Genomic DNA, 18,910 nt, shown 5'->3' with positions numbered 1-18,910 from the left:
ACGATTTTATTTAACAAAAGTAATTCTACTCCCTAAAATTTTCGAACTGTAACGGTATTTTGACATCTGATTTTTTAAGTAACGCAATTGTTTCTTGCAAATCATCACGCTTTTTACCTGTTACGCGTATTTTATCGCCTTGAATAGAGGTTTGCACTTTAAGTTTATGGTCTTTAATTAGCTTTATAATTTCCTTCGCAGTAGGTTGATCTATCCCTTGCTTAAATTTCATATTCAAAGAATAGGTTTTACCACTATGAATAGGCTCGTCTTCTATCTCTATACCAGCTGCGCTGACATTTCGCTTAGTACAATGATTACGAAACATATCTTCTAACTGACGAACCTGAAAATCTGATTCAGATTTTAGAGTTACAGTTAAATCACTGAGTTCAATACTAGACTGTACACCGCGAAAATCAAAACGTGTCCCCATTTCACGATTCGTATTCTCAACAGCATGGCGTAGCTCAACAGTATTAATTTCTGAAACAATATCAAAAGAGGGCATAATTCTTCTAAGAAATTTTTTGCATTATATTACCAGGATATCAAAGCTTTGAAAATTATCTTGTAGAATCACTGTTAAATACCATAGTATTGTTTATAGAAAAAGATCTATTCTCTTAGCCTAGCTTTAAATATTTTCTTGGAGATTTTATGGTTGATATTGCTGTTATAGTCAATAGTAAGGCAAAAAATGCAAATCAACTTACGCCTTATTTAGAGGGATTAACTAAAGAAAAGATTGCTTATCAACTTTATAAAACTCATCCTGCAAATTTAGAGGAAACTATAAAACAGTGCCAATTAAATCATCCTATTCTATTAGTAGGTGGCGGAGATGGTACCATTCGCAGTGCCGCGCAATGGTGTGCAAATACTAAAACAATACTTGGTGTTTTACCTTTAGGTACATTAAATCATTTTGCTAAAGAGTTAGACCTACCTTCTACAGTAGATGAATTAATAGATGCTATACAAAAAAATTCAACTAGCCTTATCGACTGCGCCGAAGTGAATGGCAATGTTTTTATTAACAACTCTTCAATAGGTTTTTATCCAAAACTTGCTGAAAAGCGAGATTATTACACGAAATTTTATAACAAGTGGATAAGCTATATACCCAGTTTCATTAAAGCGCTCTTTTATCATAGAAGCTACTCCCTTCTCATAAAATGCAATGATTTTAATATCTTACTTAAATCATCATTTTTTATGATTAGTAATAATCTTTACTCGTATGAATTTCCTTTAAGTTATGTTCGCGATAGCTTTAACGATGCGAAATTAGGTATTTATTATTTTAAGCATGGCAAACTACGTTTGCTTGAAATTCTTCGTGTTTTATTTACAAGAAAGCACAATTTTGAAATTAAGGAAACGCGATGCCCAGTTGAAGTCACTGTGCATTACAAAGAAAAAATAACTATTTCTCTTGATGGTGATACGCTTAGTGTCACGACGCCCTTAACGTATAGAAGTCTCCCTAAATCTCTTAACTTATTAACTAAAAATTATGAAAATAGCTCACATCTCTGATCTGCATTTTGGCATGCACAATAAGCAAATTTTAAATGCTTTTATGGAGGATATAGCAGAGCATAAACCAGATGCAGTTATCATTTCAGGCGATATAACACAAAGAGCTAAGGTCTGGCAATTTGAACAGTTTAAAGAGTTTATTAGTCGATTATCAACTTTAGTACTGACTGTACCAGGTAACCATGATATTCCGCTTCATAATCCAATAGCACGGCTATTTTTTCCTTTCCAAAATTATAAACACTACGTCACAAATGACTTAACTATTACTTATAGTAATGATGAAGTACGTATTTTAGGTATTAACAGTGTAAATCCTTATCAAATAAAAGATGGGCAACTTTCACATAAAAATTTAGCGACTATTACGCGTTATTTTGATAGTCAAGATACCAAATTAAATATATTATTTTTCCATCATAATTTTGATTATCTCGAAGGATTACATAAACCGTTAGAAAATGATCAAGAGTTTTTGCGTTATTTAAAACAAAGTACCGTTGATATTGTATGTACTGGCCACCTACATTATGCCCATTTAGGCTTAATCGAAAAAAACGATAACTATTCCTGCCTCGTGCTTCATGCCGGCTCATTGATGTGTGAGCGAAGTAAAGATGGATTAAATAGTTACTACATTATTGAAAATAATCAGCAAGCTTGCCGTATTCATTGGCGCGTATTCTGTGAAAGTCAATTTATGACTCGCACTATTCATCATATTAATTTTGCCAATAAACATGCACTATTAGAAAGCATTATGCAACCAGCTGAGGAAGTGTAATACCTTAAAACTTTTTAGATAAAACTTATTTGACTATAAGTAATTTATAGAATTACTATAATGCAAAATGCCTTAAATAAACTTGCGTATTATTAATTGAATTTAATCTTTAGCAATACCTAGTTAATATTAACAAACAAGAAAAAAATAAAAATGATAAATAGCGCACTATTTTTTAATAAATTTTTAGGAAGTTCTTCTACATCAACTTTACCCAAGATTATTTTATTGATGGGCGGCCCAGGCAGTGGTAAAGGTGTATTAGCTAAGCAGCTATCTAAAGCTAATCATTTTTCTATCGGTGAATCATTAAGAACAATTATTAATAATCCAAAGCATCCTAAGGCTCAGTTATTTAAAGAGCGTATCGAGCAGGGCAAACTTTTAAATGATCAAGAAGTTATTGATGTAATGAATCAAGCTGATGCATTCAAGCAAACCAAACCTATTTTACTTGATGGTTTTCCAAGAACTTTAACGCAATGGCATCTTTTTAAAAATCACTATGGATCACCTGCTGCTGTCATAGACTTATCAGTTTCTAAGGATATTATGCGTAGCCGTTTATTAAGCCGAGGGCGCAAAGATGATAAGGTAGAGGTTATTAATTATAGAATTGAAGATTATTTTAATAATACTCGCCCTATGGCAAATAAAATATTATCAGAATCAAAAAATACCTTAAGGATTAATGCATCGACTTTAAATCCGAAAGAAATAGCTGAAATTGCTAAAAAATTTCTTGAAAGTAAACATATTTATCCTCTTGATAACCAATCAAAAGAACTGACCTCCATACACCCTTAATAACCAAGCTTGCTTAGCTGGTATCGGTTTGTTTTTAACTGACGATACATTAGTTAAGCAATAGCTTGAAAACGGAGATTTAATCCAAGTGCTGCCTCAATATCAGTTTAGGCAGTATGAAATTTTTATATTTATTATCATTACAATTATGAATTACTTGAAATTTGAGTTTTTCTTAATTTTTTTCTAAAAATTAGAATGATAATAACGCTTCAATTTTCAAATAAACATATTAATTTATTTATATTTAAAACATTATCTAAATTTTAACTAGGGCTCCATACATGAATGTGATATTTCAGGATTATGTCTTGTTTTCGCAAAAACCATTTCTTTTAACGCTTGACTTAATTCTACATTAACTTCTGACTCAGGTATGAAAAAGCTATTTATGCGTCTAGAATTTTGTTGGTTTATATTATTATCATTTAAAACTGTAACACATAAATAATTTAAATCTCGCAGTCCATCACTTATATAATTAATAGTCTTTTGATCTTTAACATCATACTCTGCAAAACAATTTTTAAGCTCATTCTCTAATTCGTCCGGGTTAGCATAAGTTGCAACCAGTAATAATGTATTAAATACTGACATCCGCCGCATGCGTTCGCTTTCATCAGGGGTTTTATTTAAGATATCGCGTACAGAGTTAATAAATTCTTTTTTCTGCTTTACATATGAGTCTATTTTGTTAAACCTAGTCATTAAGTACTCCTGATTAAACCACTCACAAATTAAGATTTTGAAAGGATATTTCCCTACTGACTTTATCTGTTATTAGGTTTGACAGCAATACTTGTTAGTAAAAAAACATCGTGCTAATTCAAAAAGCAAGTTATTCAGTATTTTGTATATTAATTAAGGATAAGTGAGTGCAAATCAATATTAAAATTAAGAGAGGTTATCTAAGCTAGGGAAAATATTTAAACCCTAGCTAAGCTAAAAACTAATTAAAAAGTTGGGCCTAATTTCGGCCCTTCTTGATGATTTTTTATACCATTTGATTTGATATACCTACGTACTGATTTGCGGCTATTGCTTTACTTAGAATATCTTCTACAAGTCTATCAGTCTCTTGAATTAAGCATTGTTTGCGAACTTCCTTTAAGCAACCATACTGCCCATAAAGCAACATCATTTTTAATAACTCACACTCTCTACCTGGATGCGATAATTTCTCTTTAACTTGCTCAGGGTTAGGGATGGTCATCTCAATACTATCTTTACCATTTTTTCTAAACGTTAAATAGGCATTCCCATCTTTATCTTTAAGGACTATATTAAAGTCATGGTCTAACACAGTAAACAAAGATTCAATTTGAAACATTGGTTTTTGCAGCTGGGCGATAAATAAACCACTAGCATTACGTGCGCTTACATTTAATCGATTTTTATTAAAGAAAGAGGTTAAATGTGAAAGTGCGTCTTTTTCATCATGAATAATTAAATTTTTTACACCATGAGTGTTTATCGTTGCGATTAAAGGTGGTGTTTCACCACGGCGAATGTTCGTATTGTAAACATCAATGTTTGAATTAGGCTGGCAGTATTTAATTAAACTAATACTTGCTGTTTTATGCATATGCAGCAAGCTCGAGGTATTTACATGGCGTCCTTTGTCAGCTGAACTAGAATCCTCCTGTATAGCTCGATTATAAGAACGATTTACCACTTCAGATGCATCATCTAAACAGGCACAAACGATAACCGAATTTTTATTGGTTTCTACCAAAGCTCGGTGAGCTGGTTTATAAGTAACACCATCCACAATCATATTCGGTCTTTTATCTTTTAAAGAACGCATCCTATCTTCAACAATTTCACTTACTAAATAAGCGCTATCTTGAGTACGAATAAACATTTGATCCGTTTGCTGACCTTCAAAATCATCGGTACCAGGTAAGCGAATACCACGGTAATCATCAGTAGCCATTGAGACATAATCTAGTCGCTGATCTTGATGAATATATTGGTTAGAAATAGTACTCTTACCACTTGCTGCTGGACCAATGAAAACGTAATCTTTATTTTCACCAATTGTAAATTGTGGCTTTTTGTGTAAGTCCTCTTGACTGGCAAATTGGTCGAAATACCTATCCAAAAATGCTGCCATAACTTGGTTACTTAGTTTCTTGCGAACTTTATTTTTTTCCATTTCTAAGCAAGATTTGAATTTAAATTCATATTCAGAGGTATCTTCAGCAACAGTAGGATAAAGTTGGCTCATACGCAGCTTTGCTTTTTCCTGGCAATCTTTATAATAATGCGTTGTTTCAGTTTCAGCCAAAGGCGCCATTTTAATTGATATTTCTTGCCAATCCATCATTAATTTATCTGAAATGTTTGAAGACAATATTTTATGCCACAGTTGTTGAGCTATTTGATTAATAGCTTCAATATCAACGCGATAATCGGTAATTAATCTTGCTGCAATATTTAAATAAAGAGCAGTCGAAAATTTAGGCACTAATACATCCGTCAGCCACTCTTCTTGAGCAATTTGAGCATATCTGAGCTGCTCATCAAGTAGGCCCTCCATAAAATTAGGCTGTAAAATTCGATTATGGACTTGCTGTAAATATTTTTCCTTATTAGTCCAAGCTTTATAGCTTTTAAGCGTCAATATATGTCGCATACTATACTGGCGATAAGCTTCCGTCCTTGCTTCTTCTAAAGTGATGGTAGGTAATTTAAAAGGCTTAGTAGGAATACTTAATTGCTTGGTAAAATCATCCACATCTGTTTGCACAGCTGGCTTTGCTGCTTGTTCTTTTTGATAGTTTTGTAAAGCTTGTCTATGGTAGTGCAAACAATTTTCTTTTAAATGAGTTAACAAGCTCATTTTAAGTTCTTCTCTAAAAATAACTTTTGCAGGAATTAGGTGACCTGACTCATCTGTCAAAGATGCACTTTTAGATGTCTTTTTATTGAAGACTTTAACTACAGGACTATTTTCAACTAAAGCGTTTATTAAGGAATCCCACTTTAAGCACCATATCTCATCTTGGTTATTACTAAATTCAATGAGCTCATCTTTACGACCTTGCAAAATAATGTTTTTAACAAATTCGTTAAAATTTCCATCTGTCTTAGGAAATACTTCATTAGAAAATAATAATGGCGTTTTATCATAAAAATTTTTTAAGTTTTTTAAGTGGCTAATTAATTGTAAAATCTGAATATCAAATGCGCTATCTTGCTTATCCATAGCTCCAGCAAGGTGAATAAAGTTATCCATTAAATCTCTAACAGCATCAATTTCTGCCTTAATGTAAGTACTCATTTCACTATGATTTTTGGCCTGCGCTGTAACATGATCTAATTGTTGAATACAACGTAGGTAACTATCGTCAATTAAATGACTAATCACTTGCGGTAAATTTCCTGCATTTAGCCACTGATCTAATAGGAATTTAGCCTCTTCTCTCTGTATAAAACAGCTGGATGGTAAATTAGTTGAATGAAGCTCAGGATTAAATTCTTTTTTAATGAAATCTATCGCTCTATCTCGTAACGAAGCTGTATTATTTAAAGCTAAGCGAGTAGTATGCCCCCTTGCTGCTGTTATTTTAAGGATATTAGGTAAATATTGTTTGAGTTCCTCCTCCGTAGTTTGCTCATCAATTTGATTACTAAGTTCACTGAAACGAATAGTATCGCTAACCAGTTCTCCATTATCTTTTAATACACTATAATTTAAGTACCCATAATTAAGGGTGACATAAAGCATATCCTTTCTATAATAACCATTATTAGGCGGTTGAAGTGTAGCATCTATGCTTAAAGTTTGAATAAATTGCAACAAAGCTTCAGCTAATGAAAGCGTACTACTTAAAGCTAATTGACTTGTATGCCTTCTTGCTGTTGTTATTTTGAGAATATTTGGTAAATATTTTTTTAATTCTTCTTCCGTAGTTTGGTCATTAAATTTCCCATTAATTCCGCTTAAAGGAATAACCCCCCGAACTAATTCGCCATTATTTTTACATACAGTATAATTTAAGTTAGTAGAGTCTAGCGACGCATAAAGAGTACCCTTCCTATACTGGCCGTCCTTAGGAGGCTGAAGTGTAATATCAATACTTAGAGATTGGAAAAATTGTTGTAGTGATTTAGCCTCGAGAACTTCAGTTGTAACTGAGCCTATTCCTTCTTCTGGGTATTTGTTAAATTCATTAATTAATTGCTGAAGAAAGGCGTGTAACAAATTTTCATATAATGGATTGGCTGCAAGTAAACTAATTAATTGTTCAAAATCATCTTCGTCTTTAATTTTTACTAAATTTGGCGCATTCTTAGCTAATTTTTTTTGCTCAAGTAAGAATTCTTTAAATATCTTTTCTAACTCCTTTATATCGGTTATCCCTGCTTCTTTTAAAACAGTTAAAGAAATTACTCGATCTTTTGTTGCACCCAGTTTAAAAGCAAATTTTTCTAAAAATAAATGATAATTTGGATAACTATATAATTGCTTAATGATATATTGCAAAATAAAGTCATTATATGAAGTGTTAGAATTTATTTTTTCAATTATTTTATCAGCAACTTTAACCCCTTTTTTCTCTAAATCTTGCAAAATAAGAACTGCAATATTATTCCAGTTCACTTCATCATTTTTTAAATAAGAGGAATAGTTATTAATTATTAAGCCTTCAAATTCCTCAGGTAAATTTTGCTTATTATTATAACGATTTATTTCTTTCTTTTTTATCAAGGTTTTCATGTCTACTCTAATTTTTCTTAAAATTTTCACAACTTTAACAAAGAAAAATTAAGAGAACCTGAAGAAATCATAATTTAAAATTTACTAAAAAAATATTTTCAAAAGCTATTTTATTAAGTATGTGATTGAATTTATTGGTTTATTTAAAATATTTTTCTTTGATATTTATAATTCATTTATTTAAGCATAAATAATTTTATTAAAAATTTAATATTAAATAAAAATTTAAAAGGACTTAAGGCAGTTTACGATTAATTTATTTTATTATTTGTAATAATAATTTTGTTAAAGATAATATTTCATATTAAGCGGTAACTACTAATTTTTTAAAATTTAATTTTAGTTAGCAAGATTGGTCAAACATCAAAATTCAAAAGTTAATATTATTGTTTGGGTAGGTAAAAGTATATGATGAGATTATTATGAATTACGAGCATCAATTAGGAAAAGTCACAGAATTTATTGGTAAGCATCTGGATGATAAGCTTACTTTAATTCAGTTAAGTGAGGTTGCTTGCTTCTCCAAATATCATTTTCATCGCATATTCAGTGCTTATACGGGACTATCTTTACAACAATATATACGTTGGCTGCGACTTAAACGAGCAGCACATCAATTAATCTATGAAAAAGATAGAACAATTATTGATATTGCTTTCAATGCAGGCTTTGAATCCCATGAAGCGTTCACCCGGGCTTTTAAACAAACTTATGGTAAATCGCCCAGTTTATTTAGATCCCAGCCAAATTGGCACGTATGGGAGAATTTGCCTTATTGCTTGCCTAAACGAGATAAAAAAATGAATGTAGTTATTAAAGAACTAATTAATGATCGGCGCTTAGCTGTTTTAGAACATAGAGGTGATCCTGCCGGCGTTGGTGAAAGTGTAAATCAATTAATTGGCTGGGCTAAATCTCAAACTATTAATTTAAAGCCTAGTCCGGGAGAGGCTTTTGGTTTCGCTTATGATGATCCGAAAACGACTCCTACCCAAGAATTTCGCTTTGATCTAGGTATTACCGTACCTAAACAATTAAAAATTGATGGTATTGTAAAAGAGAAATATTTACCTAAGGGACGTTACGCCGTAGCGGTTCATAAAGGCTCGCGGGATGACATTGATAAAACAATTTATCATTTATATCGCGATTGGTTACCTAATTCTGGAGAAGAACTTGCAGATTTACCTTGTATTTTTTGCTATTACAATTTTGATCATGAAGTTGCTGAAACAGAGTTAATTACTGAGTGTTGGTTATTATTAAAATAAACACACTGGCATTACTTAAGGCCGGATATGAAGTTCGGCCTGAATTATTGGATATTAAAAATTAAAGCTTCTTTTAATCTGCTCATAAACAGAAGTTTGGAGTCCAATTTGTAAAAAGCCAGTAAAACGATATACTTCTATATCCATTACCTGCCCAAATGTATGATACACAGAATTACTATTAATTGTTTTTGATAAAGGAATACAAAATCCGCCACGAGGATAGTCAAGATTTAGGTTATTAATTGCTTCTAAGGCTGCTAGCGCTTTTAACCAACGTTCAAGAGAATCTTCTTTAGTATATATAGTATTACAATCATGGATAGGCAGAGCAAAAGAACTCACTGTTAATCTCAACTGCCTAGCAACATTTTTATCATACACAAAGCAATAGGCACGTAAACTATGATCATGCCGATATCCAATAGGTACAATTCTACCTGTCGTTCTTGACATCGCGAGGCCATGTAACTGGGCAATAATTTTGTTTTTACTAAGATCTTTTAAAATCCAAAAATTATGAGTGAAATTAAAAAATGGAATAGGTAATTTAAATATAGCAGCTTCAATCGCGTAGTTTAGCATGATCAAACTCATTTCTTTATATAAAATTATGTCAACCCATTATAGAACCATGTCTTTAAGTTCGCTTTCTGCTTTTGCTCTAGTTAACCCGCTAACGACTTGGGGCTGAACCATTAGCAAGGTTATCTTCTTTCTCTGATATTGACTCCTCTAGATAAACAAAAAAGCGCGCTGTTGCAGTATAGGTTTGAGTAGAAGTACTATTCATATTCTGAATTTTAAGAATTTGGTGTAATAAGCTATTATGTTGTTGACTCGTAAGCAGCGAATATTTATACAGAGTATCTAATAATAACTGAATATCAGCAAAGCTAAGCGGTAGTTCATCTTTTCTTCTAAAATGATAATGCCCATCGTTACTATAATTTGCGTCAATGCCTGTATGATAAGTCTCCCAGCTTTCAGTAACATGCTCTATTACATATGTTAAAGTTGACGCAGGATCATACTTTTCGAATTCATCAGCAACATCCATCATAATTAATAATTCATCGAATCCTTTAAAATAAACAGTCATATTAAATGCTTTAATAATAATGTATCGGATCAATGCTTCCTTGTTTTGATCTTGTTCTGGGGTTAAGATTATCAAGGCAACCTACATTATAAAAAATAATAAAATTGTACTTATTATACACTAATTGATTAATATTTAATAGAGTGACTAATAAAAAGGGAACTAACAAGATAAAGCGCAGCAGTGTTAAATAAAATTATTTATAATCCATTAATATTAATGGTGGCATTTCATACTTAAGATTTAACGATTTATTGCATATAAAGCGATTTTTAGTTTAGACGTTACTTTAGGATAGGAAATTTACAATGAAGTTTTTACTCTCTCTCTTAAGTTTGTTACTACTCGTTATAGGACATTATTCCTTTTCTAAAAGGGCTGAATCTAACCCGCCATCTGAATTGCCTAAGCGCTATATAAAAAAAATAGATAGAGCAGTTTCTTTTATTGGTTTAGGGACCGTTGAGCTAGGAAGAGCCTGGGGTATCGCAGGTGAAGAAAGCTTACATCCATCAGAATCAGTGGCACAAGCAGTATTACTGCAAGCCCTAAGAAATAATATTACCGTCATTGATACAGCATCTTCTTATGGCTTAAGTGAAGAGCGTATTGGACGCTATATTCCACGCACAGCCTATAACTACCTTTTAATTACTAAACCAGGTGAGCATAATATTAAAGCCAATGATCCACGTTGTGAGCAAAAAGCTTATGATGAAATTTATTGTGCAAAACCTGCGGCTGATTATGATTTTAGCCGAGAAGCCATTTTTCAAGATGTGCATGAGAGCTTACAAAAATTAAAGACAGATAAATTGGATATAGTATTACTCCATTTAGATAATAAAACAGCGATTGAAGTCTTAAAAAAAGGCGAAGCGGTGAAAGCTTTACAGGAATTAAAGGCACTGGGAAAGTTAAGCTTTATTGGTGTCTCAGTTAATGGAGAGCCTGCTCAATATGCGATCGATATGGATCTTTTTGATGTCATAGAAATGGAATATAGTTTAATTAATCAACGCAATAAACCTTATATTGATGCAGCTTATGCTAAAGGAATGGGGATTATTATAAGGGGCGGGCTCGGTACAGGCTTATTAACGCCTTATGTCAAACAACATATCGATGACCCTAATCTACCCTATGGTCCAAAAATACGCGCTTTACTTGAATTAACTCACCAGGATTATAACCAACTCACCAGCCTTGCTCTCGCCTTCCTTTATCAAGATCCTCATATTAGCTCTGTTATTATTGGTGCTGATAGACCAGAGTATATTGATAAGGACATTAAATTATTAAAAGAATTTAAGGATGAATCTTTATTAGAAAAAGCTAAAGCAATTTTACAACACTATGAAACACCGGATTTTTTTACTGAGAATATGGGAGAGTATTTTTTTAATAAAGAAAGTTAATTAAGATCAATCGAGTCTAACCGTCAGTTATAAATAGTTTAACTTAAGAGATTTCTTTTAAAATGATTTTAAGTATTTTCTAATGTTGAAATAACCAGCAATATAGTATTTAACAAGTTAATTATCTTAAATAAAGCTCCTGACTTCTAAGGCTCAGCATTGCTAGCTTCTTATAAAGTTGCACAAAAGTTATAAAATAGTATAGACTGCGCATTTTTATACGCAAATGTATTATTTATGACAAATTTAAATGTAAAACTTAAAAAGTCTGAAAGTAAATACGGTGGGTTTTATCGTTTAGAAAATCCGAAGAAAAAACCTTTAGAGCAAATTGGCCAATTTTTAAAACATTTAATTAAACTCCCTTACACCCTTTTCCAAATACTTGTGGGTCGCCTACTTAGTTATCTAGTCATCAATCCTCTTTTTCGGAAAGAAGAAAAAGATGATGCCCTTATCGTACAAAATCCTAAATACCCTGATCCCTTATTTATGCCTTCGGAAGAAATGGATATTATTAACATTTTACCAAAAAAGCATATTTTAATCAGAGAACTATTAAACTGGCGAAATTTTTTAGTTAACCATACGATTACAGTAAAAATTTTAGATGTTTTATTAAGCGGGGTAACTCACTTATTTCCTAAACCACGTGCTGAAAAGTATATTGATAATTATTTAGATAAATTAGTTAACAAAGTTGAGGCTAAGATTAAAGGTGATAATCCGAAGTTTAAATTTGAGCAAATTCATTTTCGCGGTCTTGAACAACTTAATGAAGACCAACAAGAGCGATTTTTTCAGAAATTACAGCAACGTTTAAGGTATGATTTTCGCCAAAATAGAAATCACCTTTATTTCTATAAGTTACAAACGCCAGATAATGCTATCCTTGATTCCGTAGAAGTCCGCAATCCAAAATCAGCGAATCAAGACATAAGTAAACGGCGGTTCATTATTACAGCAATGCCTAGAAGTAATAATTTTGTAGATTGGCTTAAACTTTATCAAATTTATGCTAGAGAATTAAATGTCACTGTGATTGCTTTTAATTATCGCGGCATAGGTTTAAGTAAAGGAATTATAAAAAGCGAGCAAGATCTTTATGATGATGCACTTGCTCAGGCCCAACGTTTAATTAAATTAGGCGCGAATGCCCAAAATATTGCTTTTATGGGTGAGTGCTTAGGCGGAAATGTTGCTGCACATACCGCGGGTATATTAAATGCAGAAGATAAATTACCCGTTAAATTATATGATGCTCGATCGTTTCGCTCTATAACTGCTATTATTGAACAGCGTAGTCGCCCTCCTAAAGAAGCAAATCCGCTTCACCCTAAAACTTGGTTAAATTGGCTTATTTATGGTTCTGTTAAATTTATTTTAAATCCTCTTATTATTGTGAGCGGCTGGTCTTTAAATGTAGAAAAACAATTTTCAGCAATTCCTCCCCATAATCGGGACTATGTTGTCGTTCGCTCTAAAAAAGATAAGCAGGGCAAACGTTTTGCAGATGATAAATTAGTGCCTTATAACAAAGCATCAATTTATGCATTAGTAAAAGAAAAAACAAAAGCATTAAAGGCGAAAAAGCAACAAGGTGAGGTACTTTCTCCTATTGAAGAGGAATGGCTACAGGATAATCCTAAATCTCATAAATTTTATGTCTCTGCAGAAAAATATAAAAATGCAGATACAGCAAATGGCCATACTGTTCTCTCACATTTATTAGTACCGACCTGCCCTAATGCATGTAACTCTATACAACCTGACAGTCGGCAATATTCGTTTAATTTTTTTAAGCGGGTTTGGCCTGAAAAAGAAGAGCAAAGTACTCAATTAACGCCACAAATTAGGTAGCTATTTATTACATAATATTTAAAATAATATTAGGCTATTTTTACTTATTTAATTATTAACATTGAGCTATATATTGCTATAGCTCAGTGTTATTCATTTAATCTCCTCTTAGTTAAATTTTAATTATTTATTCTTTATTACTAATTTAAATTCAAGTAGTTATGAAAATATTAAAGATAGTGGTTCTGAAATTAATTTCGCTAACTAAACCTTAAGAAAACTCATAGTCTATAATCATAATTAAGTAGATTAAGTTCTGCTTATTTGTTTTATCTTTTTAGGGGTTTATTATGAATAAAAGAGCAAAGCATAACCAAGGTGAGTCTAAGAAAAGGCTTAATGAATCATTGTCAGAGCAACGTTCGGCATTTAAAGTTCCCTCTAATACTGTCAAAGACGGCGCAGATAAAATACCTACAGTACAAGCGCCTGCATAAGATATGAGCGAGCTATAGTTAAAATTAAACTTGGTTACAGTTGTATAATTCTTACAGGAATAACATATGACTATTAACCAAAAATTATTATACACACTTCCAATGCAACCTTTTATGGGCAAAACCCATATAAAGGTTATGCATTGTTACCTTAGAAAACGAACAAGGAAAAGTTTTTTGGAGCTTATTCTTGCCGCAGAGAAGGGACTTAACGCAAATTTCAATTTGCTTTTAAAAAAGATAAACAGTTTAGATGTTAATAAACATTTCTCTCCTATGCTGTATTTTTATTACTACTCTGTTTTAGAAGCTCTTTATGGCCAAAAGAAGGATGAAGTTGATAATCTCTGTCATTTATTAAATGAATTCAGTATTGATAATTTTTATATACAAGAATTTCTGATTGATAATGATCAAAATAACCCAATTATAGAGAACCAACTAAATTATGTTCGGTCTGTATCTAATAAAATTGAAACATTTGAGCAACTTTCAACTACTGAATATGATTTAGCTAAAAAACAAATAGCTAAAGTATTTAGTGTTATTAAGAAAACAAATAAAAAATTGTATAACGAAATTCAAGAAATACTCGCAGTATTACATATATCGAAAGGAATTTTTTTTGCTACAGCAGCAACGAGTTTAAAGTATTTTGGCATGATTATCCTTCGCTATAAATTGCTTGATTCTGAAGAACAACAATTTTTATATTTTTTTGACAGTATAATCCATGAAACATCTCATGTGTTTCTAAATTTATTGATGACCATAGACCCAATAATTCTAAATTCTACTGAACTATATCATTCTCCAGCACGAAATGTATTACGACCTTTAAAGGGAATTTTTCATGCACATTTTGTCTTTTTTAGATTAATTGTCATGTATAGATTAGCAGAAGATTATTTAATAGATATTAAACATAGTGGCCATCATGAAAATTATTCGAATCGACCCATTCGAGACTTGCCTTATTTTTATCAGGACCGTTTAAATGCATATCATATTAAATTTAAACAGGGTGAAGAAATCCTTTTAAAACATGCTAAATTAACTGAATTTGGCGCGGCGTTTTTACACTCACTTAACTTGGAGAGCAAAAATGTCTTTTCCAAAACTATCAACCCTTGAAAAGAAACTTGTTGAAAGAATAATAAATTTAAAACCAAAAGCTCATTCCTTACTTGAAGTAGGTTGTGGTGATGGCAAAAAATTAATCTATTTAAAAAATAAATATTTTATGAAAGTTTATGGTATTGATCTTTATGAGCCTTATGTAGAGAAATTACGTCAAGCAAATATTAGTGTTGAAATAGGCGATGCCAGACTTTTAACTTATGCGAATGATAATTTTAGTTGGGTTTTAGTCGCTAATTCTCTACATCATATACCTAACCCAGAAGATGCTTTGGCAGAAGCTCTAAGGGTCGCTAAATATGGCGTAATTGTAGTTGACCCTTGGTATGATAAAACTATTTATTCCCAACAACTTAGCGCGTCGTTAGCTGCCTGGTGTAAAAAGCTACATCAGAGCCTAGGTTATTTTCATCGTGAAGGGCTTAGTGCAGGTGAAATCATTAATGCCATCACTCATGAAATTTCTGGCATTGAAGTCTATTATGAGCTTTTTATTAATGAGCTAAATATAGAAGAATTTTTCAAAATACAACAGCAATATATAACTCAATTACAGGAAAATCACTATTTATTATGGGAATTGAAACAAATTAAGCACAGAATAAATAATAACTTTATCAGTGAACCCGGACAAGTTGTTGTTATTATTAGGAAATAATTTATTAATACTTAAGATAAAAATTAAAATGTCTATTACTATATCAGCACCAAATAAATTAATTATATTTGCTATTGCCAATGGATTGATTGCCCAGTTTGCAATGGATATTTATATTCCTTCTATGCCTGCTTTAATCCAATTTTTTAATACTATCAGTGATACTATTCAGCTGAGTTATTTTTATTTTATGTTAGGATTTGGATTTTCTATTTTCTTAAATGGATGGACTAATAGAGGAATAAATTATCGTCATACTTTTTTAATTTGTAATAGTATATTTTTACTATCTACTCTTTTAATTATCTTTTCAACTAATATAACTTATTTTCTAACTTTGAGGTTTTTACAGGGGATAGGTGCGGGGTTTGGTTCTATAGCAATTATCATTGCACTTATTCATCTTCTTCTGCCTTCCAATAAATTAGGAATATTCGTTTCTTATACTGTGTTTTTTTTAACAACTGCTAATGTTATAGCCCCAATTTTAGGTGGATACTTACAGGAGCTTTATGGTTGGCAAAGCAATTTTATATTTTTATTTATATTAGCTTTTTTACTTTTATTATCTAGCTATAGGTTTTTACCAGACATTACTATCGCTCCCAAAAAAGAAAAAAAGGTTTTTTTTAAAAAGATGAAAATTCTACTAAAAAATAAATATTATATGATGCATATGATATATGCCATTATTTGTGTAAGCATTATTGTATGTTATTTGATTATGAGTTCTTTTATCTTACAGCTACAGTTAGGTGTATCTACTAGGCTCTTTGGCTGGATAGGAGCTTTAATAAGTTTATTATTTAGTTTAGGTTCTCTCTTTAATAGTATACTGCTTGTTAAATATTTACCAAAAAACTTGATTTACATTGGCTTAATAATAAGTCTACTGGGTACAGTAAATTTTTTAATTGCCAGCTGGTTTACTGCTAAGTCAATTTTAGCTTTTGTTATACCTATGGCTATTTCTTCTTTAGGATTAGGTGTTTTATACCCTAACTTTATTGCTCGTGGATTTAAAAATTTTAATTTATTTATTATAGATGCAACCTCACTTCTAAGCTTAATGAAGATCATTGTGATTTGCTTAATTACAGTGTTAGTGGCGCTAATTCCAGATACTTTTTTTTCCTGCGCCTTATTAATAGGATTAATGTATAGTTTATTATTAGCATTAATTTTATACTTAAATAGAGAGTATTTAAGTAATTGATAAACTAGACTAGCTCGAAGATATTATAATAAATGCTCTACTCTTAATAAGATTTCTATTTTAATAATTATCTGTAATTAACTGCTGGAGTCCTTCTTGATAGGTTGGGTACTTAAGTTTAATTTTTAATTCATTTTTAATTTTAGCGTTAGCTACTCGACGATTATTGGTGTAAAAATGTCTTTCAAAAGGTGAGAGATTCGCTTCTTCATAATTGATAAGGGGCAAAGGTGATTGCTTTAACAAATTACAAGCATACGCGTCAATAATATGAGATGCAGTTGGCTCATCATCAGCAACATTATAAATTGAATAAGATTTAGGATACTCTAATGACGCTAGTAAGACTGATACAATATCAGAGACATGGATTCTAGAAAAAAATTGCCCACTTTTATAAATACTTAATTTTTTTCCGGCCTTGATACGACTTATGGCATTTCTACCTGGTCCATAAATTCCGGCCAATCTAAAGATATGTAGTGGTAGCTGATATTGCTTTGCAAAAGCCGTCCAGGCTTTCTCAGTATTTAACCTTAAAGTGCTTTGAGTATCTTTCGCTAAGCAGACTGATTCTTCATCTACCCAATCACCTTGATGATCACCGTACACACTGGTTGAGGATAAATAACCTAGCCATTTTAAATGATGCCTATTGTCTTTAATTAAATTATTAAAATCAGACAATACAGGATCACCTACCATTGGAACTGGAGGAATGCTTATCAGAAGATGAGTTGCTTCTTTTAAATAAGCTGAGACTTCATCAAATTGATAATTAATAAGAGAATAGTTTGGCTGTGTATCATAAGTTAAAAATTTTTGCTTATCACGGGTAGTTCCAATGACTTTGAAATTGCGCTTAATTAACTCTTTTGCTAAAAACTTGGCGGTATAGCCGAAACCAAAAATAAAGTAGCAATCACTAGATTCTGAATTTTTCATAAAAATAACTATTATATAACCTTAACTTTGTTTATTTGTTTAAACATAAAAATAAAGGAAAGAATACTTCAATTTAATGGAAAATGCTCAATTAAATTTGGTAATAGCCCAAACTCCACGCCTAGTTTAGAGTTAACTATAAAATAGCTTTCTGTCTACAGGAAATAACAAAAGAAATAGGCTAGTTTGCAAAACAATTTCATCCGCACAAATACTTTTGTCATCTCCGCGTAGGCGAGGATCTATCCATCAATCAGCACTGAAGCTAATTTCTGCATGGATTCCCGCCTACGCGGGAAAGACATTCCTTGTCTATGCAAAAAAGGTTGTGCGTAAAAGCAGGTGAGAATCCATTCTATGTGTTTGAGAAATAAATATAATAAAAGTATGTCTATGTTATCCTCTATAAATTCTTTTACATCTACTACAAACACTTTTGTCATCCCCACGTAGGCGGGGATCTACCCATCAATGAGCACTGAGGCTAATTTCTGCATGGATTCCCGCCTACGCGGGAAAGACATTCCTTATCCATGCAAAAAAGGTTGTGCGTAAAAGCAGGTGAGAATCCATTCTATGTGTTTGAGAAATAAATATAACAAAAGTATGTCTATGTTATCCTCTATAAATTCTTTTACATCTACTACAAACACTTTTGTCATCCCCGCGTAGGCGGGGATCTATCCATCAATGAGCACTGAAGCTAATTTCTGCATGGATTCCCGCCTACGCGGGAAAGACATTCCTTATCCATGCAAAAAAGGTTGTGCGTAAAGGCAGGTGGGAATCCATTCTATGTGTTTGAGAAATAAATATAACAAAAGTATGTCTATGTTATCCTCTATAAATTCTTTTACATCTACTACAAACACTTTTGTCATCCCCGCGTAGGCGGGGATCTATCCATCAATGAGCACTGAAGCTAATTTCTGCATGGATTCCCGCCTACGCGGGAAAGACATTCCTTATCTATGCAAAAAAGGTTGTGCGTAAAGGCAGGT

16 protein-coding genes are annotated in these 18,910 nt (G+C 31.9%); 10 read left to right on the top strand and 6 right to left on the bottom strand.

What is annotated here, in order from left to right:
• Positions 1 to 25 precede the first annotated feature (25 nt).
• The gene (locus tag DYH30_RS01375; protein WP_115329820.1) at positions 26 to 511 is read right to left on the bottom strand and encodes a YajQ family cyclic di-GMP-binding protein; all 486 of its coding nucleotides are present in this window, start codon (positions 509 to 511) and stop codon (positions 26 to 28) included.
• A gap of 149 nt (positions 512 to 660) precedes the next feature.
• Here DYH30_RS01375 and DYH30_RS01370 point away from each other — a divergent pair, with 149 nt between their 5' ends.
• The 3 genes from DYH30_RS01370 (at position 661) to DYH30_RS01360 (ending at position 3,136) form a co-directional block, all read left to right on the top strand.
• Positions 661 to 1,542 carry a diacylglycerol/lipid kinase family protein gene (locus DYH30_RS01370; RefSeq protein WP_115329818.1) on the top strand — a complete coding sequence of 294 codons (882 nt, stop codon included), beginning with the start codon at positions 661 to 663 and terminating at the stop codon, positions 1,540 to 1,542.
• Positions 1,520 to 2,329, top strand: coding sequence for a metallophosphoesterase family protein (locus DYH30_RS01365; RefSeq protein ID WP_115329816.1), 810 nt, complete (start codon positions 1,520 to 1,522; stop codon positions 2,327 to 2,329). Before DYH30_RS01370 ends, DYH30_RS01365 begins: the two co-directional genes overlap by 23 nt.
• A 153-nt stretch (positions 2,330 to 2,482) precedes the next feature.
• A complete protein-coding gene (locus DYH30_RS01360) occupies positions 2,483 to 3,136 on the top strand; it encodes a nucleoside monophosphate kinase (RefSeq protein WP_115329814.1) in 654 nt (217 codons plus the stop codon).
• A 270-nt stretch (positions 3,137 to 3,406) separates the two neighbouring features.
• Here the strand turns inward: DYH30_RS01360 and DYH30_RS01355 are convergent, their stop codons facing one another.
• On the bottom strand, positions 3,407 to 3,844 hold the full coding sequence (locus tag DYH30_RS01355) for a hypothetical protein (protein ID WP_115329812.1): 438 nt from the start codon (positions 3,842 to 3,844) through the stop codon (positions 3,407 to 3,409).
• Between the two features lie 286 nt (positions 3,845 to 4,130).
• Positions 4,131 to 7,862, bottom strand: a complete 3,732-nt coding sequence (locus tag DYH30_RS01350) for a hypothetical protein (RefSeq protein ID WP_115329810.1) — start codon at positions 7,860 to 7,862, stop codon at positions 4,131 to 4,133.
• 422 nt (positions 7,863 to 8,284) lie between these two features.
• On the opposite strand from DYH30_RS01350, the gene DYH30_RS01345 reads away from it, so the two are divergent.
• The gene (locus tag DYH30_RS01345; protein ID WP_115329807.1) at positions 8,285 to 9,133 is read left to right on the top strand and encodes an AraC family transcriptional regulator; all 849 of its coding nucleotides are present in this window, start codon (positions 8,285 to 8,287) and stop codon (positions 9,131 to 9,133) included.
• Positions 9,134 to 9,187: 54 nt separating this feature from the next.
• On the opposite strand, the gene DYH30_RS01340 is transcribed toward DYH30_RS01345, so the two are convergent.
• Both DYH30_RS01340 and DYH30_RS01335 read right to left on the bottom strand, forming a co-directional pair.
• Positions 9,188 to 9,718 (bottom strand): hypothetical protein, encoded by a 531-nt coding sequence (locus DYH30_RS01340; RefSeq protein ID WP_115329805.1) that lies wholly within the window; start codon positions 9,716 to 9,718, stop codon positions 9,188 to 9,190.
• 91 nt (positions 9,719 to 9,809) lie between these two features.
• The gene (locus tag DYH30_RS01335) at positions 9,810 to 10,235 is read right to left on the bottom strand and encodes a hypothetical protein (protein ID WP_115329803.1); all 426 of its coding nucleotides are present in this window, start codon (positions 10,233 to 10,235) and stop codon (positions 9,810 to 9,812) included.
• Positions 10,236 to 10,543: 308 nt separating this feature from the next.
• Between DYH30_RS01335 and DYH30_RS01330 the strand changes: the two genes are divergently transcribed.
• From DYH30_RS01330 to DYH30_RS01310, 6 genes are all read left to right on the top strand, one after another.
• Positions 10,544 to 11,653, top strand: a complete 1,110-nt coding sequence (locus tag DYH30_RS01330; protein WP_115329801.1) for an aldo/keto reductase — start codon at positions 10,544 to 10,546, stop codon at positions 11,651 to 11,653.
• A 237-nt stretch (positions 11,654 to 11,890) separates the two neighbouring features.
• On the top strand, positions 11,891 to 13,513 hold the full coding sequence (locus tag DYH30_RS01325; protein WP_115329799.1) for an alpha/beta hydrolase family protein: 1,623 nt from the start codon (positions 11,891 to 11,893) through the stop codon (positions 13,511 to 13,513).
• Positions 13,514 to 13,803: 290 nt separating this feature from the next.
• On the top strand, positions 13,804 to 13,950 hold the full coding sequence (locus tag DYH30_RS17880) for a hypothetical protein (RefSeq protein WP_160116134.1): 147 nt from the start codon (positions 13,804 to 13,806) through the stop codon (positions 13,948 to 13,950).
• A gap of 66 nt (positions 13,951 to 14,016) precedes the next feature.
• Entirely contained in the window at positions 14,017 to 15,084 is a 1,068-nt protein-coding gene (locus tag DYH30_RS01320; protein WP_115329797.1) for an aKG-HExxH-type peptide beta-hydroxylase, read from the top strand.
• Positions 15,056 to 15,748, top strand: coding sequence for a class I SAM-dependent methyltransferase (locus DYH30_RS01315; protein WP_115329795.1), 693 nt, complete (start codon positions 15,056 to 15,058; stop codon positions 15,746 to 15,748). Before DYH30_RS01320 ends, DYH30_RS01315 begins: the two co-directional genes overlap by 29 nt.
• Positions 15,749 to 15,776: 28 nt before the next feature.
• Positions 15,777 to 16,964: an MFS transporter gene (locus DYH30_RS01310; RefSeq protein WP_115329793.1), complete on the top strand. Its 1,188-nt coding sequence runs from the start codon at positions 15,777 to 15,779 to the stop codon at positions 16,962 to 16,964.
• Positions 16,965 to 17,024: 60 nt separating this feature from the next.
• Here DYH30_RS01310 and DYH30_RS01305 read toward each other — a convergent pair whose 3' ends face one another.
• Positions 17,025 to 17,909: an SDR family oxidoreductase gene (locus tag DYH30_RS01305; protein WP_115329791.1), complete on the bottom strand. Its 885-nt coding sequence runs from the start codon at positions 17,907 to 17,909 to the stop codon at positions 17,025 to 17,027.
• Positions 17,910 to 18,910 lie beyond the last annotated feature (1,001 nt).

Source organism: Legionella busanensis (assembly GCF_900461525.1).
GTDB lineage: Bacteria > Pseudomonadota > Gammaproteobacteria > Legionellales > Legionellaceae > Legionella_C > Legionella_C busanensis.
Note: the sequence above shows the minus strand (reverse complement) of the source record. Positions and strands in the feature narration are given on the sequence as shown.